The sequence below is a fragment of the Alteribacter keqinensis genome (assembly GCF_003710255.1).
GTDB classification, from domain to species: Bacteria; Bacillota; Bacilli; order Bacillales; family Salisediminibacteriaceae; genus Alteribacter; species Alteribacter keqinensis.
In genome coordinates, this window is record NZ_RHIB01000001.1 from 1,190,384 (window position 1) to 1,216,635 (window position 26,252).

Sequence of the window (26,252 nt, forward strand, 5' to 3'; positions counted from 1 at the left end):
CGAACTTTTTCAGTGCCTTCTGAAAAGCAAAGGTGAGACCCCGCAACGAAGTGAAGAGGGTAACCCGCTTCCCTCGGAAAGGGAAGTATATTTCAGAAGCGGTTTATTTGCGCTGTATATAATTCGTTCGTATTCTTGTTGATAAAACACTTCTGTCCCAGCCTCAAGTTTTCTTTATCGCTCGTGACCAATGCGCTTGCACAAAGTGTTGCTTGTGCCGATTCGTTTGGACATCCTTTATGTCTTATGGCTTTATAATTTTTTCACATCATACCGGTCGCTGAGTATGAGCCAGTTCTGGGGAAAAGGCAATCCAAGTTTCCAGTAGCTGATTCCTCTCAGCCCGAGTTCATCAATCAGGTTAAACTTCTGTTCTATGCTTCTGGCATCCTCAAACCAAACCTCGTGTTCATCCCCTTCCTCATCTGTATACGTATAGGTAGGAGCCTGGGATTCTTCATCATACTCGATCGGAACATTGTATTCATACGCCCTCCTCACCGCTTCATTCGGGCTCACTGCTTCCGCCATATCCTCTCCGGGTGTGAATGGCAGTGTCCAGTCATATCCATATAAATTCTGTCCGAGCATGATTTTTTCTGCCGGCATCTCTGTGAGAGCATATTCAACAACTTCTCTCACGGGGCCAATCGGTGAAACGGCCATAGGGGGGCCCCCGCTGTACCCCCATTCATATGTCATTAGAACAACGAAGTCCACAATTTCCCCGTGGGCGCCGTAGTCGTGTGCTTCGTACCATTTCCCTTCTTGGTCAGCACTCGTTTTCGGAGCCAGAGCAGTTGAAATCAGAAGCCCTTCCTGTCTGAGTCGTTCCGCAGCTTTCCTGAGAAAATCATTGTACCGCTCTTTGTCCTCAGGCCTTAAATATTCAAAGTCAAAATGGATATCCCCGTAGCCGACTTCCTGTGCTTCCTGGATAATTTCATCCAGCAAGGTGTTCTGGGCTTCCTCACTCGTAAGAATGGCCGCACCTAAATTATCACTGAACGCTCCCTCTTCAAGGTTTGTGACTACCATCATTAAAGCGGCACTGTTCTCGTCTGCTATTGCCGGGAAATCATCTAAAAGAGGTGGCTTTAACGTACCGTCGCGGTTCAATTCATAGCTGAAAGGTGCAAGGTAGGTGAGAAACGGTGCTCTGTTACGAGCCGATTCAATGAGGTTTTCTGATACCTGATCCCCAATCGGTTCTACATAGGCATTCGTTTCTATTGTTGTTTTTGAAAGTGGTGGAATGTAGAGCCTTAACCCCACGTTCAACGGTTCATTCATGGAAACCTGGTTGATCCGGGCAAGCTCATCGACACTTATCCCGAACTTATCGGCGATCTCGAACAAGCTGTCCCCTTCCTGTACGTCATAAAAAGAACCGGTGATCGGAATGACAACACTTTGTCCTGCGACTAACCGGTCCGGCTCTGGAAGTTCATTGGCCTCTGCAATTTCAGCGGCCGAACTATTATACATTTGTGCAAGGCTGAATAGTGAATCGCCTTCTTCTACAATATGAATCTGCACACCTTGTTCCCCCCTATTCCCCCATATTCCTTTATCAGGCATGGTTCATCACCTCTATTTATACGCAGCAGGCCCTGGTTTGATGAATAGGCGGAGGATTTTAATTTCACTATTTTACGGTTCATAGTATACTAAACAACAGTCAGTATAAAGGAGTACATACTATGTTGCGCAAAATTCTTGTTACGTTGTTTTATGTAGGCATAGCCGCTTTTATTTATTTCATTCATGAACCACTCCTTCAATGGATTCGTCAGACCGACCGGGAATTTGCCGTTTTAACCGCCCTTGTTGCCACACTCATGTCGCTTTTTCCTGTCATACCTTACCCGATTGTGGGTGGTGTCATCGGGGCTGCCTACGGGCCTGTTCTTGGAGGGTTTATTATCTGGTTCGGTTCAAGCATGGCTTCGGTGATTATGTTTGCCATTGTCCGCTACGGATACCAGGACTGGGGAATGAAGGTCCTCCATAAGTACAAATACCTTGGCAAATTAACGGTCCTTTTTGAGCGTAATGCCTTTTTGACGATTACGTTATTAAGAATGATCCCGGTCATTCCATCTATTATCATTAATGTATATGCAGCATTAAGCCGGGTCCGCTTTTTATCATACGCCCTGGCCTCCTCTCTGGGCAAAATACCATCCATGATTCTGTTTGCCCTGATCGGCCATACAATCGTCACAGACCCTCAGGAAATTGTGTATATGATCCTTATATACGGAACGTTTCTTGCTGTGGTGTACGGAGGGTACCGCTATTTCCAGAAGAGAGCCGAAGCAAAATTTCAAACGGAGCATGAAGAAAATTAAAAAACAGCAAGGGACCACAGGGTCACCTTGCTGTTTTTACGTAAAGAACATGAAGTTTTACAGCGAGCCAGTATAACGAAGCGCCAATGAGCCCGCCAATCGTATTTAAAATAACATCATCCACATTTGCGACCCGGTACGTAAAGAAGTACTGGTTCACTTCGATAAAAACGGAAAGGACGAGCGCTAGAAACCCTACAGGCAGAATGCCGAGAAGAGATCTTCTCCACCTTCTGTAAAGGAGAGGGAATAAATATCCAAAAGGAATAAACATAACTATGTTGCCAAGAAGAATTCTGACAGGCACCCATATATCTGTGCTGTAGTAGTAGATATTATGAATACTCAATAATGGGACTACATTTAAGTTCCGGCCGTCTGCTCCGACAGGTCCGTATGATGAGCCGTAATTCCAGGCAAAGAATACGACATAAAAAAGACTGGCCATGTATAGGAGAAACAATAACGTCACAGCCGCTCTCGGTTTTCTTTTTCTTTTAATACTATCCTCAGGTTTTTGCTGTGTATCATTCTTTTTCATCACTTGCATCTCTCACCCTGCTTTCTATCCGGACAGCTTGTTTACGTTCCTTTATTATCTTATGAAGGGCAAGCATGTGGCAACCCTTTTTCATTTAAATAAACACAACAATGTTGTTACAGGAACTTTTATAGTCCAAGTAACTCAAGTTTTGTTATCCGGATGGTTCAGCAGGGTTATTTCTTACGGTTTGCAGGCACCGCCAAAGAAAGTGAAATATAAAAACTTCAATCTCTTTTGAAAACTGACAAAGAACAAAAGCTCAATCATCTTGGTCACGAGCGGTAAAGAAAACTTGAGGCTGGGACATAAGGAAAGAGTTTAGCTGAGAATCCCAACGATGCGCGAACAAAGCGGTTGAAATATACGTAGACTCCTGCGGGATGAAAAGCAAAGGTGAGACCCCACAGTGCGTAGCACGAGGAGGCTCACCAGCTTTCCGCGGAAAGCGAAGTATATTTCAGGAGCGATTCATTTGCACCGCATTTTATTCGTTCGGATTTTCGTTGAGTAAAACACTTCTGTCCCAGCCTCTTAGTTGCCCTTATGGACGCGCAAAAGTTTCATCATAAAGCTACCCACATCTTAGAGAGCTATAAAACAAAAAACCTGCCCTATAGGACAGGTTCTCATTTTATTTCCCCTTAGACGGAGCATAATCAGGCTGTTCACTGCTTTTATTGTTCATTTGTTTTCCTTTATTGGAATCACTTTTCCTCGGCTGTGTGCCCAGGTGGTTTGGTCTGTACTGGTCAAACTTATGGCTCATTGTATAGCCCTCCTTCCATATCCTTAATATGGCCGGACAGAAAGGAGGTATACACGATGATTACAGAGCATTGTCGAGGCGGTCCTGATGACGCTTATCAAGACGAAGCTCAATTCTTTCCATTTCTTTTGGATCGTTCATTAACTGCTGCTTATTTTCGTTGATCAGGTCTTCAAATCGTCTTTTCTTCGTTTTTTTCATTTCTTTCACCTCTATTTGCATTATTAACGCAAAAAGAGGAAGTTCATACCTCTTATTGTGAGTTCCCCAGGATATGGTTTTGTTCCTCCTTGGATAATCGCTTGCTCACATAGACATTTTCCGCTTCATCAAGGGTCAGTAAAAAACATTCTTTCGGTTCTTTTAAGCCGTGCTTAATGAGCTGCTCCTGAAGCCAGGAGCGTGATTTTACTTTTTTCAGGTTCGCATCGATTACCCGGCCGTCTGAAATGAGAACGGTTGGGTATCCCTTGGATTCTGGTGCTTTACCTATGTCCGCAGGAGATGCTGTGTCATACATGGTTTTTTTGATCACACTGATCTTACCGTTGGGCTCAAGAACAGCATAATCCACTTCTGTTAAATCAATTGCATTTTGGAGACGCAGATCCATCATTAAGGATTCAACAGTAATTTTCATTCTGTTTAATTCTTTATGAATGATTTGGCCATTTTTAACAAGAACAAGCGGTTCATCCTCAATCACCCGTCTAAATCTTGGAAGCTTTAATGCAATCCAGGATAAAAATAGATGGATTCCCGCAATGAATGCAGCGGCTGCCAACGGTCCGGGTAAAGGAACGTCTCCTGCTGCCAGGGGTTCTCCTACGATATCTCCAATGATAATGCCGAAAATAAAATCAAGAGGATCAAACGTACCGATCGAGCGCTGCCCGAGAATTTTAAGCAGAATAAAGATATATATGTAAACGATTATGGCACGAATTAAAAAATGATAAACCGGAAGATCGCTTGCGCCTTGCCAAAATTCAAACACGTTCATCACCCTTTAGTATCTTATCGATAATGGAAAAACCCAAGTTCATTAGGTGACCTTGGGTTTTCCTTTCCCCCGGAAACGAACAAGGCGCTTCCGTTTATCATCATTACTGGCCTGTTTGAGGCTGGTCGTTTCTCATTTTCTTTACTTCATAGTCCGCAAACGTTTCAAGCTCTGAAGCGTGGTTGTCTTTTCCTTGTTTTTTCGCATTTTTATTTCGCTCTGCATTTGCGTTTCCCTGCTTTTGTCTGCCCAAAATCATTTCCTCCTTTGTTTTCTTTTCTAGTATGTGATTTGTTTCTTTTGTTATGTATTTTTTAATATGGTATGTGAAATATCGAAAAATTTTATTTGAATGCTGTTCTCGTAAAGATTGAAGCTCTGTCTTCCTTATCATAACCACAGTAATTGTAGATTAAGCCGGAGTACACGTCGCTTTCCGTGGGGGCTCACCTTACGCCCGCTCTGGCAGGACGCTTCCTTTTAACGAAGAACCACATTTTTTTTGCGGAAACAGCCTTTCATTAACAGGTTAGATGAAGCCTGCATCCTTTACCATGCATCTCACCGGGAATGCTCGGCGCGCGTGTACGGTGGTTGCGAGAGATTTGCTTTTAACGATGCTGATTTCACTGAAAGATTTTAGCACCTTATCTAAGGCTATTTCAGGCTGGCCTGTGAGCTTTAACAAAACTAAACGCAAAAAACCCCTTCCTGCACGATTGACAGAAAGGGGTTCGTATCCGATTAGGATTTTGCTTTTTTCGTTTCTTTCAAGGCACGACGCAGTACCATCGGCAGGATTCCGCCATGACGGTAGTAGTCAATTTCAACTTCACTGTCGAAACGGGCAAGAACCTCAAATGATGTTTCTTTACCGGTTTCAGGGTGTTTTGCAGTGACTGTTACCATGTCACGCGGCTGAATATCGTTAGTTACTTTCACATCGAAATGCTCTTCACCTGTAAGTCCAAGTGATTCAGCGCTGTCCCCTTCTTTAAACTGAAGCGGAAGAACGCCCATCAGTACAAGGTTGCTGCGGTGAATACGCTCAAAGCTCTGAGCGATAACTGTCTTGATGCCAAGAAGGTTTGTACCTTTGGCAGCCCAGTCACGGGAACTTCCCATACCGTAGTCATTACCGGCAAGGACTACAAGACCTGTATCCTGTTCTTTGTATTTCATACACGCATCATAAATCGCCATTACTTCACCGGTAGGCCAGTATGTTGTATATCCGCCCTCTGTACCTGGTGCAAGCTGGTTTTTAATGCGGATGTTTGCAAACGTACCGCGCATCATTACTTCGTGGTTACCACGACGGGAACCGTAGGAATTAAACTGCGCAGGAGTTAATCCTTTTTCCATAAGGTATTTACCTGCAGGGCTGTCTTTTGCAATTGATCCCGCCGGAGAAATGTGGTCTGTTGTAACACTGTCTCCAAGCTTAGCCACTGCACGAAGGCTGTTAAGCTCTTTTACATCTTCAGGCTCTTCGCTCATGTCCTCGAAGAAAGGAGGGTTTTGAATGTAAGTAGACTCATCATCCCACTTGTAAAGTTCTCCTTCTGAAGTCTGAAGTTTATTCCAGCGTTCGTTGTTATCGAACACTTTTTCATACTCACGCTTAAATAACTCAGGAGCAACAGCATCATCCATATACTTCTTGATTTCTTCATGGCTTGGCCAGATATCTTTGAAGTATACGTCCTTACCTTCTTTATCCTGGCCGATTGCCTCTGTATGAAGGTCGATATTAACTGTTCCCGCAAGAGCATATGCCACAACCAATGGCGGTGATGCAAGGTAGTTGGCTTTAACAAGGGGGTGAATTCGACCTTCAAAGTTACGGTTACCACTTAGAACAGAAGAAACGGTCAGATCATTATCTGCGATTGCTTTTTCGATTTCTTCAGGAAGCGGTCCACTGTTACCGATACATGTAGTACAGCCGTAACCAACAAGGTTGAAGCCGAGTTTATCCAAGTAAGGCATAAGACCTGCATCTTCCAGGTAGCCAGTAACAACCTTGGATCCAGGTGCCAGACTGGTTTTTACATATTCAGGTACTTTCAGGCCTGCCTCTACTGCTTTTTTCGCCACAAGTCCGGAACCAATCATAACGTGCGGGTTTGATGTGTTCGTACAGCTTGTAATCGCAGCAATTGTAACAGCACCTGTTTTCAGGCTGGATGTCTTTCCATTCGGGTGATCAACATCAACAGATTTATTAATTTCATCCGGATCGAGTCCGAACCCCTGATTACCAACCGGAGCTGTAAGTGACTTGTTCCACTCCTGCTTCATCTGGGAAAGAGGAATAAGATCCTGCGGACGCTTAGGTCCGGAAAGATTCGGTTCAATTGTAGAAAGATCTATTTCAACAACATCCGTAAATTCCGGATCGTCTTTACCAGGCTCATAGAACAGATCATTGGCTTTGCAGTATGCTTCTACCAGGTTTACCTGCTCTTCTGAACGGCCGGTAAAGCGCATGTAGTTTAATGCTTCTTCGTCAACCGGGAAGAAACCGCATGTCGCACCGTATTCAGGTGCCATATTGGATATCGTCGCACGGTCAGCAAGAGGCATCTCAGCAAGACCTGGTCCGAAGAACTCCACAAACTTGCCGACTACTTTCTTTTCACGAAGAACCTGTGTTACTTTCAGCGCAAGGTCAGTTGCGGTTGCGCCTTCAGGCAGGGCTCCTGTGAATTTAACACCGATAACTTCAGGCACCGGGAAGTAGGAAGGCTGCTGCAGCATACCGGCTTCTGCTTCGATACCTCCGACACCCCATCCAAGTACTCCGATTCCGTTAATCATTGTTGTATGGGAGTCTGTTCCCACAAGTGTATCCGGATAAGCTACGCGCTCTCCGTTATCGTTTTCATTTTCCTGAACAACATTGGCAAGGTACTCCAGGTTTACCTGGTGAACGATACCGGTTGCAGGTGGTACTGCTCTGTAATTATCAAGAGAATTCTGAGCCCAGCTCAGGAACTTGTAACGCTCTTCGTTACGCTGGAACTCAAGCTCCATGTTTTTAAGGAGTGAATCGGCACCGCCGAAATCATCTACCTGCACGGAGTGATCGACAACCAGGTCAACAGGAATTGCCGGGTTGATTTCGTTCGGATCTCCACCCATATCTGCCATTGCTTTACGCAAAGAGGCAAGGTCTACCACAGCTGGTACCCCGGTGAAGTCCTGAAGGATAACACGGGAAGGCTTAAATGGTACATCCACCGCTTTCTGCTCATCTGTACCCCATTTAGCCAGGTTCTGCACATGCTCTTCTGTAATAACTCTGCCATCGTGCTGGCGAAGGACGCTTTCCAGAAGTACCTTTACAGAATAAGGAAGGTTGGAAACGGTTCCAACTCCCGCACTTTCAATTGCTTTTAAATCATAGTAGTGATACGTTTTTCCATTAACTTCAAAAGACTTTTTTGAGTTGTATAATGTTTGATCTTTCGACATATGTATTCCCTCCTTCAAGTACAATCATATAACAGAATGTCTAAATTGTCTAAAACCTTGCGAAAAAAGTGACAAGTTTCCTTTAGTACAATAACATGAATCGACTCAATATGGAATGGAAACGCTTCATTTTACACACATACAATAATTTCCCTTAAATCCGAATGATCAAACCCGGAATTTTATCCCTCCCCCTGTGCATCCTACTAAAGAAAACTGGAGGTGACTATGATGTCAAAGGATAAAGCCAACCACGTTCGTCCCGGTATGAATGATTCAAAAGCACAGGGAAAAGGCGCCGGCTACAACGAACGCTGGAATGATGAGCCCATGAGTGCCGAAGAAAGAATGTTTAATAAGAAGACAAAAAAACGTCAGTAATCTGATAAACAACCGCGAATGCTGTTTTTCTCATAAAGAAAAGGTGTACGAAAAGGACCAACGCCCTTTTCGTACACCTTTTTATTCTTCCATTAACTGCTGCTGGTACTTTCTTACTTCCTCTTCATAAATTCTTAACTGTTGTTTCTGGTGTTCCGATGCATTTACATGGGCTTTCTGGATCACCTGCATGGCTTCATTTAATTCCTGTTCGGCTGCTTTATGATGATGACCGTAATCTGCATCATCCGGTGCAAGATCGTTCATTGCACCCTGCAGTTGTACGAAAGCCTGCTGGGCAGCCTGGAATGCCTGCTGCTTGTTTTTATGGTATGGCATGTTCACCGTCTCCTTTCTATGACTGAACGTATTCCTCATTAGTGTGAAATTCAGTACGTTTTTTTATCCGGACGAGTTCAGGAAAGTTTTATTAAGATTGCTTAATTCTTCAACTGTACGTGTCTTTGTCCCTGGACACACTAGTATTGAAAGGAGGCGTTGACTGTGGAAAACAACACGTTCAAAAGCCAGCGCAGAAACCAGCCTAAAAACAACCGATCCAACCAGCCGCAGCCTCAGAGTGGTTCCCATAAAACGAAAAAAGCGAACCATGTGGGCCAGACAGACGGTGAAAGTTAACGATCAAATCAATTTTCTTGTGTGTGCAGTGCTTTTAAAAGAGAGCATCAACGCTCATTGCTCTGACCCAAAAGGTAATAACCAACTTTTCGGGTCAGCCTTTTCTGCGCGGTGCCATTTTGCACTTTTTACCATTAGTAAAAGTCCGTAAAAAGATCATACTATATTTTGAAGAGAGAGCCACACGCTTTCTTTTCAGAGTAGATGCAGCAAAGCACCATCGAAGTGAAGTGTGAAACGAGGTATTCCTTAAGTCATCTTGAGGGGTGGTTAGCTTGTACCATTAACAAGCGGACGTGACACACGTTCTGAACGTAACATCACATCATTAAAAATGAGGTGTTTCCGAAGGACAAACATCGATAGTACCCCATACCTGTATCGACTCATAAGAAAAAGGCGGTCACATTTCTGACCACCTTTTTTCTTTTGGCTTTGTTAAACTCAGGTAGTGATTTCCGTTCACTGCACTGCGCGGCACAACCGCTCCAATCAACTCTAATAAATATCCAAAGCTCTTAAATACAGCGTTTTTTTACCTACGGCCCTCTTTTTTTAGTTCACGCTGCTTTTCGATGTATTTGCCTTCAAGAAAATCTTTAATCAGGCCGAACACATAAAATGAAGCCCCGATTCCTGCACCGGCCATTAACATACGTTTCATCCTTTGTGCCTCCTTTTATTGTGATGCTGCTGTAAGTATTGCAGCCATGCATTGACTGCAAATACCGGGATCCACATGCAGGTGCATGAGATTCAGACAGATTATATTTGTATACTTTTTCCCCTGACAGCCTTATTTTAACCGCAATACACGGAAATTCACCTTTTCTCAGCGATAACAACAGCAAGTGTTGCAATGGGGCCAAGTAAAAGAGACAGAAGAAACCAGTTTAAGCCGCTCCGATTTTTCCCCTGGGCAATTCCCGCATTAATAAGTGATAACGTGCCCCAGCCAATATAATATTCCTGCATCTGAAAAACCTCACCTCATAATCATCCGTTCGTTTTTATAAAAAAGCTGTTTTCGTATTGATTTGCTTTTACCACCGCTACATGCGGACGCTTTCCGCGGGCATCGCTCCAGCCTCCTCGGGAAAGACCACCAACGCTGGGTCTTCAGATGATGCTATTCCCGCTTGAGTCGCCGCCTTTCGCTCCATAATTAATATTGACAAAGCAACAATGTTTCTGAAAACAGCTATTACTAAAAAGCAAAAAATCTTTTATAAACGTAGTGATGAAGGCAAAGTTCCCGAGACTCCTGTGGCAGTAATCATGAAATTAGCTTCGAGTTGCTTCGACGCAGAAAACCGCGAAGCGTAACTAAAGAATGCAAAAACAGAAATGTGTTCCTCTTTATCCAGGATTCTATTTTCCTGTTCGAATCTTGGCTCTTCATCTCTTCAAGGGAAAAGAACACCTTTGGATCAAACCTTTATGAATGAACGAAAAAACAAGCCCGGACGCAAAAGCTCCGGGCCTTTCCTGATTACTCGATTGTTATCCCGTGAATGTAACCGCTGCGGCTTGCCAGTACGACAGTGTTATTATAAACGGCCGGTGAAGCTTCAATATTCACACCCAAGCTCACCTGGTCAATCATTTGACCATTTTCCCCGTTGAGAAGGGTCACATCCCCATTAAAATCACCTTGAATGAGATAGGCATTTCCTTTTTTATCATACACATCAACAGGCGAGCTCCAGGCATAAAAAGGCATATCCCTTGTCCAAACTTCTTCACCCGTTTCTTTGTCCAGCGCAGCCATCAGACCACGGTACCGTCCCCCGTGTCTTGCGATCGTAAAGATAACAACGTCTTCGATTGCCTGTTTACCGAGAACAGGTGTTGCAAGTACCCCTCCGGCTACACCGGGATAATAGAACGCCGAATAACTTTTCTGCCAGACCACTTCACCTGTCATGCCGTTAATTTTCCTTAGGTGACAGTCACCGTCCCGGCCAATGTTATCAACTTCAGTACCTGTATAAAGATAAGGCACGTCATCCACTACTTCAACAACAATAGTGGAGTCTGTATCATCCAGCGGCGGGAGTGCCCATACAGGAGACATGGTCTGCAGGTTCACCGCCATGATGGATCCGCCATTGTCGGCGAAGAAGGCAAGGTTTTTGTAGACAGCAACCGAGTTTTCGATCCCCTGATAGTCATTGCCTTCCACTTCGTAACGAAGCTTCAGTTCATCAGGTGCAACAGAAACAGTTCCGGCATCTTTATCAAACAATGTATTTAACTTCACTTTATAAAAGATACCGTTTTCCCCACCTACTACGAGAGTATCTGTCTTACGGTTAACGAGAGCTGAGCTGTCAAAAGCCCCCCATTCCCTGAATGCAAAACCATCACGTCCTGATATGTGATGAAGCAACGAGCCGTCAATCAGGCTGTAAATGGAAAGACCGAAAGAGTCCTCGTAAGGTACGCCGTCTCCCACATATAACAGGGGATACCCCCGGCTGTCAGCAGATACGCTGCCTTTAATCGGATTTCCCACTTCAATCGGATGTCTTGTCTCTTTTCCTGTCTCCAAGTCAAGAAAATAGACGTTCCCATCGAGAGATCCTTGAATCACTTCAACAAAATCTTCGTCATTGATAAATGGAGAATAAATGTTCATCATTTCCCGAACGTCTTTTTCCCATTTAACTAGGGCCGGCTGTCCTGTCCACCCTGCTCCCCCTCCCCAGTCACTGTTAAAACCTGTCCGGTACTGCCAGGACTCTTCAATTCCAAAAACACCGGTGTCCAACTGTCCGTAAGCAGGTTGATCCCGCATTGGTCCGCCGCGAAAAGTAAGGACCCCTTCAACATTTGTATAATCCTCCGGGAAAACTTCATCCGTTTTTATGTATAAATGCTCTGATTCATTGTTATGTTTAAGGTCAAATGAAATATTGCTGTGATCATAATGTTCAACTTTAAAAGCTGTGAATTCTTTGACTTCCTCTGCCTCTTTTTTATCCAGCTGCTCTCTTTCAGTCAAATCCGCTTTATCAGCCCGGTCACCGGCGTAACTGAAGTATGCAGTTTCTTCCTTTGCTAATAACGTGCCTGAACTGCAGGCCGTCATTAAACACAGCCCAAAAAAGATGAAAACCCCTCTTTTCATCCATCATCCCCCTTACACCCCTTGTTTTTCCAATATATCACAAAACCTCCCTTTTCCGTACTTTTTTCTCTATTATTTAAGACTCTTTTTAAATAAACTTTCGACTTTTCTGACATTAGATGAAGAACGCGAATCCTGCTATAACGAAACAGGGCTTGTGGACCATGGTTCCCTTATGATGACGCGTTGCAATTTGTCTTAATCTGACAGGTTGTAAGACTCACGGACCATCTTTTAGTCAGCATTCAACTAATTACTGTTTTTTCTGATAATTTTAGGTTACGATAATAAAAATACGCTCTTGTGAAGGAGGCAGGATTGTGAAGAACCATGTCTATCTGGAATGTTTGTCAAATGTGACCTCTGCCGACCTTTTGGACTTCGAAAAGGTGAACAGAATGTTTTTTGATGAAATTATTCCGAAGCGCTCTGATTCCGATTACGACCGTGAACCCTTTGAAGATACCCTTTCTTCGTTTTTGCAGGAAATTGAACAGGAAAAGTGCTTTATGTTTGTAGTGAGGAAGACAGAGGATAAGAGGATTGTCGGAAGAGTCAACCTGGTTAATGTGAATGTATCAGAAGATGGTGTAAAAAAAGCAGAGATAGGCTACCGGATTGGGCAGAAATATAAAGGTAAAGGGTATGCGACCCTGGCTGTCCAGCTTGCCAGCCGGATTGCAGCGGCTAAGGATATTAATCTCATAACAGCCGTAACGTTTACTGATAATATCAGTTCTCAGGTTGTTCTTCTAAAGAACGGGTTTCATGAGGCCGGTTTAAAAAAGAATGCGCTTGAGTTTCACGGAGAGTGGCTTGATTCAATCCAGTTTGAAAAGAGGCTCTCAAAATTAAGTTCGTGAGTGAGGGGTGCCGTATTTTTAATATTAATAGAGGCTATCCCAAAAAACGGGACAGCCTCTTACCATTATTAAGCTTTTACCGGCGCACCGTGACAGTAGCTCATCACCATGTGTGTGAGCAGTTCCTCATTTACGTAGACAGGCTTTTCTCCAACCCGCTCCAGCATGGCTTTCGTATTGCTGTCATCAAAGGCTACGTTTTTACTCAAATATGTCTGGAAGACACTTAAAGGTTCATTCCAGCGAAGTTCTTCTGCAGTCAGCTGAGGCAGATAGTCTTTTGGCTTTAACACGACATTATCAAGCTTGAGGGCATTTTTAATGATGGAAAAAATCGCACCATTGGACAGTTCATAACTGTTCGTAATATGGTAGATCTCACCTTTTTCGGCTTCATCAGCTCCTGTTGAGAGAACATTTACAACGTAATCAACCGGGACAAAGTTGGACGGTGTGTTTTCATCACACAGAAACGTATATCTTTTGCTCTGTTCGCCGATTTTTCTTTCCATCCGCTTTTTAAACAATTGAAAGCTTCGCAGCATGCCGTAAAGGGCAAAAGTTGTCTCCGCTTCTCCGGTTTTTGAATCCCCGATTATAATAGAAGGACGGAAAATACTCACATCCAGTCTGTCCCGGTAGGAGTATACGAGATGCTCTGCATGACATTTACTTTCTTCATAACTGTTCACAAATGCGCCGTTCGTATCATGAAGGGTTTCTTTTGCGTATTCTTTCATACCGAGTGTATAAGCGGTACTTACATGAAAGAATTTTTTTGCGCCGATTGTTCCAGCGAAGTCCAGAATATTTCTGGTGCCCTCAACATTAATGTTAAACGACGTTTCTCTCTCTCTGTCATCAAAAGAGAGGTACGCAGCACTGTGGTAGACTATGTCAATTTTGTCTTCCGTAAGCTCTTTTACTTTATCTTCGTCAAGATTAAGAGAGGAATCTGAAAGACTTCCAAAAACAATATTAAATCGTTTCATAAGGCTTTGAGGTATTTTATCCAAGAGCGCCTTCTTTTTCCGCTCGCTTCTGACCAGGGCATATACATGGTGGCCTTTTTCCAGCAGCTTCTCTGTAAGCTTTGAACCAACGAAGCCTGTCGCTCCAGTCACAAAAATCTTCATGTGACCACTCCTTTATCCAAATTTGATAAACAATATATTACAATATAAGTTAATGTTTTTCCTTTTCTGTTAAAAGATGTATTATTTTCTATTGCCAGTGCATTAATTATCAGCAAAATTAACACTTATTCTATAATAACATTGTTTTCCCCTCAACAATAAGGTATATTTGTACATAATTCATTTTGTATACTAAAATAGCCTTTAAATGAGGGTACTATAATGCTATTAAACTTTCAAACACATTACTGTGACAACAATGATGAATGGATTGTCCTTTTCCACGGACTCGGGGGAAACCACTCGATCTTCTATAAACAGATTGAGCCATTCAAAAAACATTTTAATCTGCTATGTATTGATTTTCCCGGTCACGGGGAATCGGGGTCTTTTGACGATCCTGATTATCTGACGCTGACCAGTGAAAAAGTAATTGAACTGATGAACCACCTGAAAATTAAAACAGCACACTTTGTAGGGGTATCCCTTGGAACCATCGTCATGCAGGATATCTCCCTTCGGCACGGGCACCGTATCCGGTCCATGGTTCTTGCCGGCGCTGCTTCAAAATTTTTGAAGTGGGGACAAATTCTCTGCAAGCTGACACTTGCAAAGCCGGTTCGTAAGGTTTTGCCTTATATGCTTCCCTACTCTATCTTTGCATTTTTACTGATGCCAAAGAAAAACCACAGGAAAGCAAGGACAATCTTTATCAGGGAAGCTTTCAAACTCGGAAAGAATGACTACCTGAAATGGGCCCACGTAGCAAAATACGCCTACAAAACGTATGACAGACTCACCCTTAGAAAAAACGTAATACCTAAGCTGTATATCTCAGGTTCCGAGGATCACATGTTCCTAAAGGGAATACAAAAGTTTGTAAAAACCGAAGCCAGCTCTGACCTCACAATTATTCCTGACTGCGGGCATGTATGCAACATTGAAAAAGCCGAAACGTTTAACAAAAAGGCTCTTGCATTCTTAAAGGATATCCGAGCGATCCATCAGCAGCAGAACAGAAAAGTTATCTGAAAAAAGCTGTCCCCGAAGGTCAACAAACCTTTTGGACAGCTTTTTTCATGTTATTGAACTAATGTGCTGTTAAGCAATGACGGTCTGGTTACAAAACGCCCAGTCAGACTCCATCTGCCTGCAAGGTCTCATCTACCCGCTTTTTACCGAAGTCTATTCAGCCAGACTCCGCAGAAAAAAATCTTATGTTAACGTTTTGCACCAGCCTGCCCCTGTTTTATATCCGCACTTTACCAGCTGTCTCTGTCATGAAGTTTTTTATCAGCTCATTTACCCGCGGGGCATTATCACGGTTCGTTGCATGGGCTGCATTTTCAATCACTTCCCATTTTGCCCCGGGGATGGTTTGTGCCATATACTCCTGCTGATGCCTGATGATAATGTCATGCTCTCCCTGGAGAATCAGAGTGGGACAGGATATCGTACTCAGTCTCTCCCGGCAGTCCATCCGGGTCAGGGCAGACCAGATACTGGACCAGTCTTTTTGCGTCAGGGATAATACAGCTTCTTCGATGAAAAGACGGTTTGAAGGATTGTAGCGGGAAAAGTAAATCCCTTGTGCTCTGGCGAAGGCTTTTATCGGGATAAAGTTGAACATGAGCCTCTGGATGGGTATCATCATTTGTTCGTATTTATTAAACCTGAACGAACACGGGGCCCCTATGGCAATAATGCCGGCCACCCGCTCAGGATGCATTATGGCCGTCTGCATGCTGATTATGCCACCCATTGAAAGTCCGCATAGAACAGTTTTTTCAATTGACAGATGATCGAGAAGCTCAATGAGATCCTGGATAAAAATCTCCCCATTAAGCTCCTGGTCCTCTTTGCAACGGGATTTTCCATGTCCGCGCACATCCCACAGGATGACTTTATATTCTTCTTTTAATGCATCAATCTGAGGCTCCCACAGCCGGTGATTCCATGAAGCACCATGAGTAAACAGGATGGGAATCCCTTCTCCGTAAACCTCATAATAGACAGGACCGTTTGTACCGTTTAAGAAAGCCATTCTCAATCCATCCTCCTTATGATGAAGATTTCGATACAGTCTTCTTTTGTTTAATTTTACGACTTACAAAATTGGATAACAATGGGTATTTTTATATTCGATCGAATGAACTCGGGACTCACTGGAATGAATTTTGGATTTGTGATTATAAATCAATGAAGAGACTGTCTGACAATACGGGGTGAACAGATGAATTTCTTGATTACGTGCGCGATCCTGCTGGTTGTTTTATTCTCTTTGAGAGCAACTCAGCGATATTCCAGGCCATCAAAGAGGGCATGGTGGAAAAAATACGTTCCGTCTATGATTACATTTACTGCATCCGCTGTATTTCTCGTGAAAGCTCATTACTTTTCAACCATTTATCAGCCGATTGTTGATATGACGTTCTTTATTCTTTTTGGTGTTTTAAGTATCGTTTCCTTTTTCATTGTCCTGATCTCCCACAGGTTAACAAAAGAAAAATAGAAGAAGGAACAATTTGTAACAAAAACACAACTTCAGTCCCCTTCAAAAATACGAACACCCGTTTTACTCTTAAGTGGGTGATGGTCTATGGAAATACTTGATTACTCTTACTTAAAGAGGCGGGCTATGAAAGCTTGGTTTGATGAGTTCCCGAACAGCCCCGTCATTTTCCGCATAATCGGACATTATTACTTTGTGTACCGGGTGATGTGGTCAAATGACGATCCAATTGTAGAACGTAAATCCTTAATTGAGATGGAGAGACTCATCAACAGGGAACTCGGTACAGAAGATGCCTACCTCAAACGCAAGCGGATGGTGTAATGCCAGTCGCTTTTTTCTTTTTGCACCGGACTTTTCACAGCCCCGGGATTATCGTACAATAGAAGTAGAATGCAATAGAGGTGAAGATCAGTGGCAAACGATCTGTTTATGTGGTTTATTTTCTTATGGTCAATCCTGTTAATAGGTCTTGTGTCTATCGGCGGCTATTTTATGTTCAGGAAGTTTCTTAAAAAGTTGCCTAAAGAAGACGGAAAATCGATTCTTGACTGGCAGGATTACTATATTAATGAAACACTTCATTTATGGTCTGATGAAGATAAAGCGTTTTTAAACGAACTCGTAGAACCCGTTCCGGAACTCTTCCGTGACGTTGCCAAAGGAAAGATTGCAGGTAAAATCGGAGAATTTGCTCTTGAGGAAAAAGCAGATGAAATGACAGAGGATTTAATTATTAAAGGGTACATCGCAGCTACACCAAAACGTGATCACAAATTTCTTGTTAAAAAACTACGGGAGAAAAAGATCGATATCAGTCAGTATGAAGGATATTTTCAGCAGTAGGTATCTAATAGAGGTGTCTCATCAGGTTGCAATAACCCTGTTGAGACACCTTTATTTTGACCAGCCGAAAAGCGAGAAGGGTTTGTCGAAAATTGACTAATTCTCTTTAAACTGTCCAAAGTTCTGCATAAATATCTCTGGATTCTGTATACACGGACCAAAGTTCTCCATAAACACGCTTAAAGTCTGCATAAACACGCTGAAGTTATCCATAACCTACTGGGAATTCATAAGGAAATGCCATATGCGTTGTAAACAGTCTGTTTAAGTATAAAATTAACCCGCTACCAATTAAGGAAGCGGGTTTTCTGTCTGCAATTGCATGGAATTTGCCGTGTTCCGGTCGGTAAGTGTTCTTTGAACTTTTCTGAATTTCATCAGCATGGCAATCCGCCAGGGCAGAATCATTCCAAATGCAAGTACAAAAAACATTCCTGCAAGCTCTTCAACCTGGATTTGGTGGCCAAACGTCAGTTTGAAAATGACACGAAGCAAGAGCAGCCCCACAAGAATAAAAGCAAACGCTTTTGAGCGCATTAAGTAGATATCATTATTGCGTACTTCGAACTTGCTTGTTTTAATAAGCAGGATGGAAAACAAAACCCCTACTGAAAATGCTTCCAAAAACTGCAACGGGGTAATCCTGGCGGGTTCATATACAAACATTAAAAAGCCGGTGCTCATGGCAATCGGCGGGATAATAATTTTTCGGGCGTTTGCGGGCTTTTTCATAGCTCTCATCCGGATCATTAATGCAAAGAGACCCATAATAACGGCTAAAATTGTAAAAACAATACCAAGCAAGGGTTCATCCCCTCCAGACTGTACAATCATAAGATGCTCTATTTATTATATCACCTCGTACAACCCCTTACCAGTTCATTTCAGAACAAAGAAAAAAACAGCCCGGACCCAAAAGCGGATCCAGACCGTTCTATTATTTTACATCATAGCCCTGGTCGTCAATCTCTTCTTTCATGGCCTCGATCGTTACAGTCGAATCATCATACTCAACCGTCACATTTTTTTCTTTAAGATTAACTTCTGCTGCATGGACACCGGACATGTTCGTTAATGCCCCTTCTACAGCTGATTTACAGTGATTGCATGTCATACCTTCTACAAGAATTGTTTCTTTTTTCATCTTTAAATCCCCCTTATTATGAGCGTGAAAACTGTTCAATAACTTTCATAAGTTCATCGATTGCCTCGTCACCTTCACCTTGCTCAACGGCATTTTTTACGCAACCCCGGGTATGGTCTTCCAGCAACGTATAGCCGACTTTTTTTAAAGCTGCGCTGATAGCAGAAAGCTGTACAAGAACATCGATGCAGTAACGATCGTCCTCGATCATTCTCTGAATCCCTCTTACCTGGCCTTCAATACGTTTCATTCTGTTAATGAGCTTTTCTTTTTCATCGGACGTGCGCCTGGTGACAGTATGAGAAGGCACAAGCTCGATATCCAGTTTTTTTGACATCATTCTCACCTCAGTTTCTCTACATTCACCATACCCCCATTAGGTATTCTTTGTCAACTTTCAGTGTCATATTGCTCTTCTATTGCTCTCTTTAAACTAATCAGATGCTCACCATCTTCTTTCTTCAGCATCTTCACCATCAAAGGCCTCATCAGCTTCATTGAAAGCTTCGTCGCCGTAACTTCACCCGTGAACCTTACCCTGGTCTGACTGCCTTTGTCTTCAAAAACATAATGGTAAACAACTTCAAGCCCTTTATTAACACTTTTAATCGAGTATAGGTTCGGCGCTTGATACTTCACGACTTCGAGTACAGCACCGACTTTGCGGTTGCGGAACTCGCGAATTTCTTCAAATTGGGTACCTTCTCTTACAGGTCCCTCCGTGAGCTTGTTTACTTCTACTACGTTGGCTAAAACGTCTGTGCTGTTCTCAAGGTTACTTGCATACGAAAAAACTTCTTCCAGCGGCCGGTCAATCATCACTTCTTCTTTTAAATCCGCCAATGAACCTCAGCTCCTTTATTTTTTCAATTAAAGAGGATTTTCAAGTTTTTGTACTCCTTGTTGCAAGAGATACATTTTATGATAGAGCCCTTCTTCTTTTAACAGGGAGTCGTGAGTACCTCTTTCAACAATTTCACCCTGATGGAGTACAAGAATGTGGTCCGCATCTTTGATTGTCGACAGGCGGTGGGCAATGGCGATGGTCGTCCGTCCCAGTCTCATCTTTTCCAGTGCCTTTTGAATTTCAGTTTCCGTTTCTGTATCCACACTTGCTGTTGCTTCATCAAGAATGAGGATTTTCGGCTTTTTAGCCATCGTTCTTGCAAAGGATAAGAGCTGCCTTTGTCCGCTTGAGAACGTCGATCCCCTTTCACCTACCGGAGAATCATAGCCTTGTGGCATCCGGTCAATAAAGGAGTCGGCATGCACAAATCTTGCTGCGTCTATGACGTCGGCCTCCGAAATCCTGTCATCATACAATTTAATATTATGTCTGATGTCCCCGAAAAACAAGAAAGGATCCTGCAGGACAAGTCCGGTTTTTTCCCTCAGTTCTTTGTCTTCGAACGTAGTAAGGCTGTGGCCGTCTATTAGTATCTCACCCTTCCCGGGCGTATAAAAGCGCATCAGAAGATTAATAATCGAACTTTTTCCACTGCCCGTATGACCGACAAGAGCCAGTGTTCCTCCTTCTTTCACTTTAAAACTGATATTCTTCAACACATCCTGTTTCCCGTCATAGGAGAACGTGACATCTTTAAACTCTACCACACCTCGGGAAATGCCCGGGCTGTCAGTCCCTGTTTTCCCCGGTGCAAGCTCATCGTGATCCATGAGCCTAAACACTCTTCCTGCGGAAATGAGAGCCTGCTGGAAAATAGAGAGCCGCTGCATCATCTGGTTAACAGGTTCAAAAAAACGGTCGAGGTAGTTAACAAAGGCGTACAGGACACCGATCTCCACCGGACTGTTCAGAGATACGATGCCGAAATAGCTGAGAACCATGACCAGAGCAAGAATTGAAATCACATCTACCGCAGGCCTTAGAAGAAGCCCGTCAAGCTTTATACTTTTATACCATGCCTCGTGATGCTTCTGGTTAATTTCCTGGAATTCACGGTTCATCCTTCGCTCCTGGCGAAAGACCTGAATGATCGCCATTCCCTGGATGGATTCATTTAACCGGGCATTTAACTGACTGAGCTTTTCACTCATCTCGGCATAGTACCTGGAACTGAACTTCCGGTACAGCTGCATGATGACCACAAGGAACGGCAGGATGAACAGGCAGAATAATGCCAATTGGACGTTTAAGTAGAACATGGCAATAAATACACCAATGAGAAAAACAATGTTCTGTACAAAGACAGCCATCACACTTACATACAGTTCCTTTACCTGCTCTGTGTCATTGGTAATACGTGATACAAGTCCTCCGGCCGGGAACTGGTCAAAGAAGGAAAGTCCCAGTTTTTCTACTTTTTTAAATACATCAATCCGGAGCTCCTGGATGATGCCAAGTGCAACCTTTTGAAACATAAGGAGCTGTGCATAGTTCATAATTGCTGCAGAAAAATGCAGGCCCAGGTAGCCTGCCGCAAGCAGGACAAGGGGCTGTGTATCAAAAATCCCCTGGGTAAGGTAGTCATCAATGAAAATTTTCACAAGAATAGGTCCGAGAATTTCAGCTCCTGTCCCCCCGACCAAAAGGATAAAAGCAACTGTGAGCCATTTCCAATGAGGCTTTGCATAGGCAAGGAGACGTTTAAACACCAGGCTTTGTTTTAACGGTTCAAGGAGGTATGCATGTCTGTCTTTCATGAAGAGTGCCCTCCTTTTTCAATGAGTGATTCCAGTTGCTGGTGTTCATACATGCGCCTGTACCAGCCATCACTCTTCATCAGTTCTGTATGGGTTCCCCGTTCTGCAATCCGCCCCCGGTCCATGACAATGATCAGATCAGCATGATTGATGGCACTGAGTCTGTGAGCGGTAATAAAGGTGGTTTTTCCTTTCCTTACACTTCTCAAAGACTCGAGTATGGCTTCTTCCGTTTTTGCATCCACCGCAGAGAGGCTGTCATCCAGGATCAGGACTTCAGGATTCATAAGCAGAGCCCTTGCAATACTGATTCTCTGTTTCTGCCCTCCTGATAATGTCACTCCCCGTTCCCCTACAACTGTTTCATAACCTTCTTCAAACCTGACGATGTCTTCATGGATAGACGCGAGCTTTGCGGCTTTAATAATGTCACTGTAGGATGCATCCGGACATGCAAAGCTGATATTATCCGCAATGGTGGCTGAAAATAAAAAATGATCCTGCGGCACATATCCAAACGAAGTTCTGAGAGCATCCAGTGTATACGCTTCAGTTTTTTTCCCGCCAAAACGGATCTCACCGTCCGCTAAATTAAATTCACGCATGAGCGCTTTTACAAGTGTCGTTTTACCGCTCCCCGTCCTGCCCGCAATTCCGATCGTCTGACCCTTTTCGGAAGTGAAACGAATGTTCTCAAGGCTCGGTTCTTCAGCATTTTCATATGTAAAGCGTTCAATCTCAAAGTCAATGCTGCCTGTCGGAGGCTCTTCAACGGCTCCAGGCTCGTCAGATACATCCTGCTTTTCGTTTAAAAGACTTGATACACGGTCATAGGAGGCCCGTCCCCGTTCAACGATGTTAAACAGCCATCCGAATGCGAGCATCGGCCAGATTAACAGACCGAGATAAACAGTAAAACTTGTTAGCTGCCCGATTGTAATGTCGCCACTTACAACGAACCCTGCACCAAATGCGACTGACAGGAAAAAGGACAGGCCCACAATGACGGAAATAGTCGGATCGAATAAAGCGTCGACTCGGGCAACGGATACATTCCGCTTTACTACTTCAGCTGATTTTTCCCTGAATGCTTCCACTTCGTGATCCTCGTATCCGAATGCTTTCGTCACACGAATACCTGACATGCTCTCCTGTACTTTATCGTTTAAGGAAGAAAAGGCCGCCTGTGCTTTTCCAAAACGGGTGTGGAGCAGGGAACCGTACTTGCTCGTAGCATATGCCATTAAAGGCATGGGAATAAGGGCAATGAGCGTCAATTCCCAGCTGATGGTCACAGCCATGGTAATGATTACAAAGCCGCCCATTGTAAGAGAGTCGACCAGAGTGAGTACCCCTGCTCCCGCTGTCTGTTCAATGGCTCTGATATCATTTGTAGAATGAGCCATCAGATCCCCTGTCCGCTTTCGGTGATAAAAAGAAGAGGCCATTTTCGAAAAATGGTCGTACAGGTTATTTCTGAGAAGCCTGGCCAGCTTTATGGCAGACCCGAAAATCAGGATTCTCCACAAATAACGGAGAATATAAATGACAATGGCAAGGCCGCCAAGCGTGAGCATCCACTGCATCAGAATCTGCTCATTAAGGGTGTTGTTGTTGATATGGTCCACGATCACACCGACAGCATAAGGGGGGATCAGGCTTAAAAATGAAACAACAGCAAGGACCAGAATCCCTCCACCGTACTGCCACTTTTCTCTCTTAAAATACCATAGTAAATCAATAAATACTTTCACGTGACACACCCCGGTTTTGTTCTATTCAGATTTTTCCAACGATAAAAACCCATGTTTATCATATCAGATATGAAAATAGTGGAAAAGTAAAAAATTTACCAGACGGATAATGCCTGAATGATAAAAAAGAAGTTCAGGTGTCTTTTCATGCTGAGCGTAAGAAAAAGCCGGTCCATAAGGGGACTCCCTCACAGACCGGCTTCTGATACGTATTCATTGATTAGTCATGCTCTGTAAACAATACCTCACCTGTATAGGCATCAAGGTATACTTCAACTTCTTTGTCATTTCCATATTCAATTTCAACTTCATATATTAGCTTTCCTTTTTTCTTTTCTAGCTCGATATCATCAATGTAGCCTTCTCCAATGTGGGCAAGGGCGATTTCTCCGGCTTTTTCAGAAGAAATTTTCTCTCCATTTTGCTCCCGGTCACTTGATTTGTTATCATTTTTGCCTTCAGACTGTCTGTTCTCCGCTTTTTTCAGATCAGAATCAACCTTAACAACCTCACCGGTTACAGCGTCTACATAAACATCACCGTCTTCACCTTTATAATCAATTTCAACTTCATACACGAGTTTACCCTTTTCCTTTTCAAGCTCCACTTCATCGATTTTTGCATTTTCAAATCGTTCTTTCACAATAGCAACGGCGTCATTTTTCGTGAGCTGCTCTTTACTGTTTTGTTTTTTGTTGTTTTGGTCTTTTTGTTCTTCTGTTATTTCTTCTGCTTCTGTTTCGAATGGAGAATCCAAGTCCACTGTATTGACTGAACCTTCATTTGAGTTGGCCATGGCCAGAGCGGATGTACCTCCGATTACAAAAATACTTGTTAAAACGACTGTCAGTTTTTTCATTTTTGTGTTCCTCCTTGTATTGTTGTTACTTACACTATAGCCAAGGAAGATGATAGAACCCTTAGACAAAAATGAGAAAACGATGAGAAATAGAAGAGGATTTATTAATTATCAAACGTAACCGAAATCACCTCACCTGTGTAGGCATCGATAATAATGTCTGCCTCAACGTCTGCGTCGTCATTTTCAATCTCAATATCATATACAAGACGTCCGTCTTTCTGTTCAAGGTCGACGTCATCCACTTCACCCTGGAATTCACGGAGAGCAATTTTGATCGCTTCATCTTCAGAAATAGGCTCCTGCTGTTCAGGTTCATCTTCTTCCTGTGTATACAAAAGCACTTCCCCACTTACGGCATCAAGCTCAAACGTACCTGTTCCACCTTCCTGATCCACCGTCACGTGGTAAATCGTACGCCCTTCTTCTTCACGCTGTTCAACTTCAAGGATCGTCGCGTCTCCATCGACAGAATCCAGTACCCGCTCACTGATTTCGTCAACCGTAAGGGTCTGCCGGTCTTTGCCTTCACCGTCTTCATTATGTTCAAGCAGTTCCATCTCAAGGATTTCGCCTGTTTCAGCTAAAACAACGATATAATACGTTCCCTCACGTGCAGCCAGCTCAACCTGGTAAATATCTTCTTCCTGTTCGTTACCGGTTCTGATCTCCTTTACTTCACCATCGTACCGTTCTTCAAGCATGTCGCCAATTGCGTCTTCAGACAGGTTTGCACTTGCCTTCATATTTGTATAAATTACCGTTCCTGCGATTAGAATCAAAATGACGGTTAATGCTGCTATTACGTTTTTTTTCATAATCTCAGTCCTTCCTCGGGAAGGATAAGAGTAAATACAGACCCTTTTCCTTCCTCACTTTCAACTTTAATTGTTCCTTTGTGACTTTTGGCGATGGCCATGGCGATCGAGAGGCCAAGCCCTGTCCCCCCTGTTTTCCGCGTTCTTGCTTTATCGACTCTGAAAAAGCGTTCAAAAACAGAGTGCAGATCCTCTTCCGGGATACCGATCCCGAAATCCCGGACTTCAACATGCTGACTGCCGTCCACTTTTTTTACATTAACCGTCAGACCCTCTTCACTGTACTTTAATCCGTTGTCTATTAAAATAAAGAGAAGCTGGTTAAGCTTTCCTTCATCTCCATTTATAACAGCTTCTTCGGAGCATTGAACATCTACTTGTCTTTGATAAGCAGTGCCGAGCTTTTTCGCAATTTCCGAAGTCAGTCTGCACAAATCAACGTTCATCACCTGCAGCGTCTCCTCTGTTTCTCCTGACGCGAGGGCAAGCATCTGATTTGTCATCTCTTTCATCCTGCGGGATTCTGAATCAATGGCGTTTACTGCCTCCTCCAGCACCTCAGGACGCTCCATTCCCCACCTTTTCAACAGCCGTGCATAGCTGCAGATAACCGTCAGAGGGGTTTTTAATTCATGAGAAGCATCAGAGACAAACTGTTTTTGTTTATCAAAGTTTTTCTTTAACAGATCAATCATATGATTAAATGAATGTCCCATCATGGCAAGTTCATCTTTTGCCCGTTCATCGATATCAATCTTCTTAAAGCTTCCCTCTTCCCTTATCTGGTTCATCGTCTGTACAAGATTTTGAACCGGAAGAAGAATAAAACGGCTTAACGCCCTCGCTGCAAAGAAAGAAGGAATTAAGATGACAATTGATGAAATGAGTAAAATAACCCGGAGAATACCCAGCGTTTCTTCATAGGTATTCATAGGTGCAATGAGCTCAAGGGAGGCAATGGATCCATCCGTCCAGATAACCGGGCTTCTTGCACTGGCGTATGCCTGCTCATTAAACGTGATGTCCTCTGTCGTTTCCCGTGGGGAAAACTCAGGACTGATCCCGTTCAATTCTATATTTTTAGTCACGGCAATCGGGGTTTCACTATTTTCCCGGACAACCCTGATCATACCGCCCTCAGGTACAGAAGCACCGATAAACGCCCCTGCATCATCCTCGTTGTTACCAGTCGTCTGCATGGCTTCAACCACAGTCCTCGCCTGACTCATAGCCCTGTCAAGCTCTGCATTCATTGTGTAATGGTGAAAGAGAAAATAGATGCTGGTATTGACTACCAGAAGCAAAACGAGAAGTGTTACTGTGGAATAAAGTGTAATGCGATGAGAGAGTTTCATT

General features: G+C 43.4%; 30 protein-coding genes. 8 read left to right on the forward strand and 22 right to left on the reverse strand.

What is annotated here, in order from left to right; translation table 11 throughout:
* Positions 1–252: 252 nt before the first annotated feature.
* Entirely contained in the window at positions 253–1,539 is a 1,287-nt protein-coding gene (locus EBO34_RS05840) for a glycoside hydrolase family 18 protein (protein WP_122896975.1), read from the reverse strand.
* A 164-nt stretch (positions 1,540–1,703) separates the two neighbouring features.
* On the opposite strand from EBO34_RS05840, the gene EBO34_RS05845 reads away from it, so the two are divergent.
* Positions 1,704–2,354 (forward strand): TVP38/TMEM64 family protein, encoded by a 651-nt coding sequence (locus EBO34_RS05845; RefSeq protein ID WP_122896976.1) that lies wholly within the window; start codon positions 1,704–1,706, stop codon positions 2,352–2,354.
* A gap of 22 nt (positions 2,355–2,376) precedes the next feature.
* Here EBO34_RS05845 and EBO34_RS05850 read toward each other — a convergent pair whose 3' ends face one another.
* From EBO34_RS05850 to acnA, 6 genes are all read right to left on the reverse strand, one after another.
* The gene (locus tag EBO34_RS05850; protein WP_122898582.1) at positions 2,377–2,895 is read right to left on the reverse strand and encodes a VanZ family protein; all 519 of its coding nucleotides are present in this window, start codon (positions 2,893–2,895) and stop codon (positions 2,377–2,379) included.
* Positions 2,896–3,529: 634 nt separating this feature from the next.
* Entirely contained in the window at positions 3,530–3,664 is a 135-nt protein-coding gene (locus tag EBO34_RS05860; RefSeq protein WP_122896978.1) for an acid-soluble spore protein N, read from the reverse strand.
* Between the two features lie 60 nt (positions 3,665–3,724).
* Positions 3,725–3,865, reverse strand: a complete 141-nt coding sequence (locus tag EBO34_RS05865) for an FbpB family small basic protein (protein WP_122896979.1) — start codon at positions 3,863–3,865, stop codon at positions 3,725–3,727.
* A 52-nt stretch (positions 3,866–3,917) separates the two neighbouring features.
* Positions 3,918–4,661: a DUF421 domain-containing protein gene (locus EBO34_RS05870; protein WP_122896980.1), complete on the reverse strand. Its 744-nt coding sequence runs from the start codon at positions 4,659–4,661 to the stop codon at positions 3,918–3,920.
* Between the two features lie 109 nt (positions 4,662–4,770).
* Positions 4,771–4,926, reverse strand: coding sequence for a hypothetical protein (locus EBO34_RS20580; protein WP_488154026.1), 156 nt, complete (start codon positions 4,924–4,926; stop codon positions 4,771–4,773).
* Positions 4,927–5,411: 485 nt separating this feature from the next.
* Positions 5,412–8,147: an aconitate hydratase AcnA gene (gene acnA / locus EBO34_RS05875; RefSeq protein WP_122896981.1), complete on the reverse strand. Its 2,736-nt coding sequence runs from the start codon at positions 8,145–8,147 to the stop codon at positions 5,412–5,414.
* A 231-nt stretch (positions 8,148–8,378) separates the two neighbouring features.
* Between acnA and sspO the strand changes: the two genes are divergently transcribed.
* Complete coding sequence (gene sspO / locus EBO34_RS05880; protein WP_122896982.1) at positions 8,379–8,528, forward strand: small acid-soluble spore protein SspO; 150 nt, start codon at positions 8,379–8,381, stop codon at positions 8,526–8,528.
* Between the two features lie 81 nt (positions 8,529–8,609).
* On the opposite strand, the gene EBO34_RS05885 is transcribed toward sspO, so the two are convergent.
* Positions 8,610–8,867, reverse strand: a complete 258-nt coding sequence (locus EBO34_RS05885) for a DUF1216 domain-containing protein (protein WP_122896983.1) — start codon at positions 8,865–8,867, stop codon at positions 8,610–8,612.
* Between the two features lie 165 nt (positions 8,868–9,032).
* Between EBO34_RS05885 and EBO34_RS05890 the strand changes: the two genes are divergently transcribed.
* Positions 9,033–9,167 carry a small acid-soluble spore protein P gene (locus EBO34_RS05890; RefSeq protein WP_122896984.1) on the forward strand — a complete coding sequence of 45 codons (135 nt, stop codon included), beginning with the start codon at positions 9,033–9,035 and terminating at the stop codon, positions 9,165–9,167.
* 535 nt (positions 9,168–9,702) lie between these two features.
* Here the strand turns inward: EBO34_RS05890 and EBO34_RS21060 are convergent.
* The 3 genes from EBO34_RS21060 to EBO34_RS05895 form a co-directional block, all read right to left on the reverse strand.
* Entirely contained in the window at positions 9,703–9,831 is a 129-nt protein-coding gene (locus EBO34_RS21060) for a hypothetical protein (RefSeq protein ID WP_272873229.1), read from the reverse strand.
* A gap of 158 nt (positions 9,832–9,989) precedes the next feature.
* Positions 9,990–10,142 carry a hypothetical protein gene (locus tag EBO34_RS20585; RefSeq protein WP_183163736.1) on the reverse strand — a complete coding sequence of 51 codons (153 nt, stop codon included), beginning with the start codon at positions 10,140–10,142 and terminating at the stop codon, positions 9,990–9,992.
* Between the two features lie 517 nt (positions 10,143–10,659).
* On the reverse strand, positions 10,660–12,300 hold the full coding sequence (locus EBO34_RS05895; protein ID WP_122896985.1) for a PQQ-binding-like beta-propeller repeat protein: 1,641 nt from the start codon (positions 12,298–12,300) through the stop codon (positions 10,660–10,662).
* Between the two features lie 320 nt (positions 12,301–12,620).
* Between EBO34_RS05895 and EBO34_RS05900 the strand changes: the two genes are divergently transcribed.
* Complete coding sequence (locus EBO34_RS05900; protein WP_122896986.1) at positions 12,621–13,163, forward strand: GNAT family N-acetyltransferase; 543 nt, start codon at positions 12,621–12,623, stop codon at positions 13,161–13,163.
* Between the two features lie 68 nt (positions 13,164–13,231).
* Here EBO34_RS05900 and EBO34_RS05905 read toward each other — a convergent pair whose 3' ends face one another.
* Positions 13,232–14,299 (reverse strand): SDR family oxidoreductase, encoded by a 1,068-nt coding sequence (locus EBO34_RS05905; RefSeq protein ID WP_122896987.1) that lies wholly within the window; start codon positions 14,297–14,299, stop codon positions 13,232–13,234.
* Between the two features lie 222 nt (positions 14,300–14,521).
* Between EBO34_RS05905 and EBO34_RS05910 the strand changes: the two genes are divergently transcribed.
* Positions 14,522–15,331, forward strand: coding sequence for an alpha/beta fold hydrolase (locus tag EBO34_RS05910; protein ID WP_122896988.1), 810 nt, complete (start codon positions 14,522–14,524; stop codon positions 15,329–15,331).
* 217 nt (positions 15,332–15,548) lie between these two features.
* Here the strand turns inward: EBO34_RS05910 and EBO34_RS05915 are convergent, their stop codons facing one another.
* Positions 15,549–16,343: an alpha/beta fold hydrolase gene (locus EBO34_RS05915; RefSeq protein ID WP_122896989.1), complete on the reverse strand. Its 795-nt coding sequence runs from the start codon at positions 16,341–16,343 to the stop codon at positions 15,549–15,551.
* A 189-nt stretch (positions 16,344–16,532) separates the two neighbouring features.
* Between EBO34_RS05915 and EBO34_RS20460 the strand changes: the two genes are divergently transcribed.
* The 3 genes from EBO34_RS20460 (at position 16,533) to EBO34_RS05925 (ending at position 17,657) form a co-directional block, all read left to right on the forward strand.
* Positions 16,533–16,811 (forward strand): hypothetical protein, encoded by a 279-nt coding sequence (locus EBO34_RS20460; protein WP_142996771.1) that lies wholly within the window; start codon positions 16,533–16,535, stop codon positions 16,809–16,811.
* A gap of 87 nt (positions 16,812–16,898) precedes the next feature.
* A complete protein-coding gene (locus tag EBO34_RS05920) occupies positions 16,899–17,135 on the forward strand; it encodes a hypothetical protein (RefSeq protein ID WP_122896990.1) in 237 nt (78 codons plus the stop codon).
* Between the two features lie 108 nt (positions 17,136–17,243).
* Positions 17,244–17,657 carry a DUF2621 domain-containing protein gene (locus tag EBO34_RS05925; RefSeq protein WP_122898584.1) on the forward strand — a complete coding sequence of 138 codons (414 nt, stop codon included), beginning with the start codon at positions 17,244–17,246 and terminating at the stop codon, positions 17,655–17,657.
* 291 nt (positions 17,658–17,948) lie between these two features.
* Here EBO34_RS05925 and EBO34_RS05930 read toward each other — a convergent pair whose 3' ends face one another.
* The 9 genes from EBO34_RS05930 to EBO34_RS05970 all read right to left on the reverse strand — a co-directional run bounded on the left by EBO34_RS05930 (position 17,949) and on the right by EBO34_RS05970 (position 26,251).
* Positions 17,949–18,461 carry a CcdC family protein gene (locus EBO34_RS05930; protein WP_249414021.1) on the reverse strand — a complete coding sequence of 171 codons (513 nt, stop codon included), beginning with the start codon at positions 18,459–18,461 and terminating at the stop codon, positions 17,949–17,951.
* Between the two features lie 133 nt (positions 18,462–18,594).
* Positions 18,595–18,801 (reverse strand): copper chaperone CopZ, encoded by a 207-nt coding sequence (copZ, locus tag EBO34_RS05935; RefSeq protein WP_122896992.1) that lies wholly within the window; start codon positions 18,799–18,801, stop codon positions 18,595–18,597.
* 16 nt (positions 18,802–18,817) lie between these two features.
* Complete coding sequence (locus tag EBO34_RS05940; protein WP_122896993.1) at positions 18,818–19,141, reverse strand: metal-sensitive transcriptional regulator; 324 nt, start codon at positions 19,139–19,141, stop codon at positions 18,818–18,820.
* Positions 19,142–19,191: 50 nt separating this feature from the next.
* Positions 19,192–19,644 (reverse strand): SRPBCC family protein, encoded by a 453-nt coding sequence (locus EBO34_RS05945; RefSeq protein ID WP_122896994.1) that lies wholly within the window; start codon positions 19,642–19,644, stop codon positions 19,192–19,194.
* Positions 19,645–19,671: 27 nt separating this feature from the next.
* Entirely contained in the window at positions 19,672–21,465 is a 1,794-nt protein-coding gene (locus EBO34_RS05950) for an ABC transporter ATP-binding protein (protein ID WP_122896995.1), read from the reverse strand.
* A complete protein-coding gene (locus EBO34_RS05955; protein WP_122896996.1) occupies positions 21,462–23,219 on the reverse strand; it encodes an ABC transporter transmembrane domain-containing protein in 1,758 nt (585 codons plus the stop codon). Before EBO34_RS05955 ends, EBO34_RS05950 begins: the two co-directional genes overlap by 4 nt.
* 220 nt (positions 23,220–23,439) lie before the next feature.
* Entirely contained in the window at positions 23,440–24,078 is a 639-nt protein-coding gene (locus EBO34_RS05960) for a PepSY domain-containing protein (RefSeq protein ID WP_122896997.1), read from the reverse strand.
* Positions 24,079–24,182: 104 nt separating this feature from the next.
* Positions 24,183–24,896, reverse strand: coding sequence for a PepSY domain-containing protein (locus EBO34_RS05965; RefSeq protein WP_122896998.1), 714 nt, complete (start codon positions 24,894–24,896; stop codon positions 24,183–24,185).
* Positions 24,893–26,251: a sensor histidine kinase gene (locus EBO34_RS05970; RefSeq protein ID WP_122896999.1), complete on the reverse strand. Its 1,359-nt coding sequence runs from the start codon at positions 26,249–26,251 to the stop codon at positions 24,893–24,895. The genes EBO34_RS05965 and EBO34_RS05970 overlap by 4 nt, the downstream gene beginning before the upstream one ends.
* Between the last annotated feature and the right edge of the window lies 1 nt (position 26,252).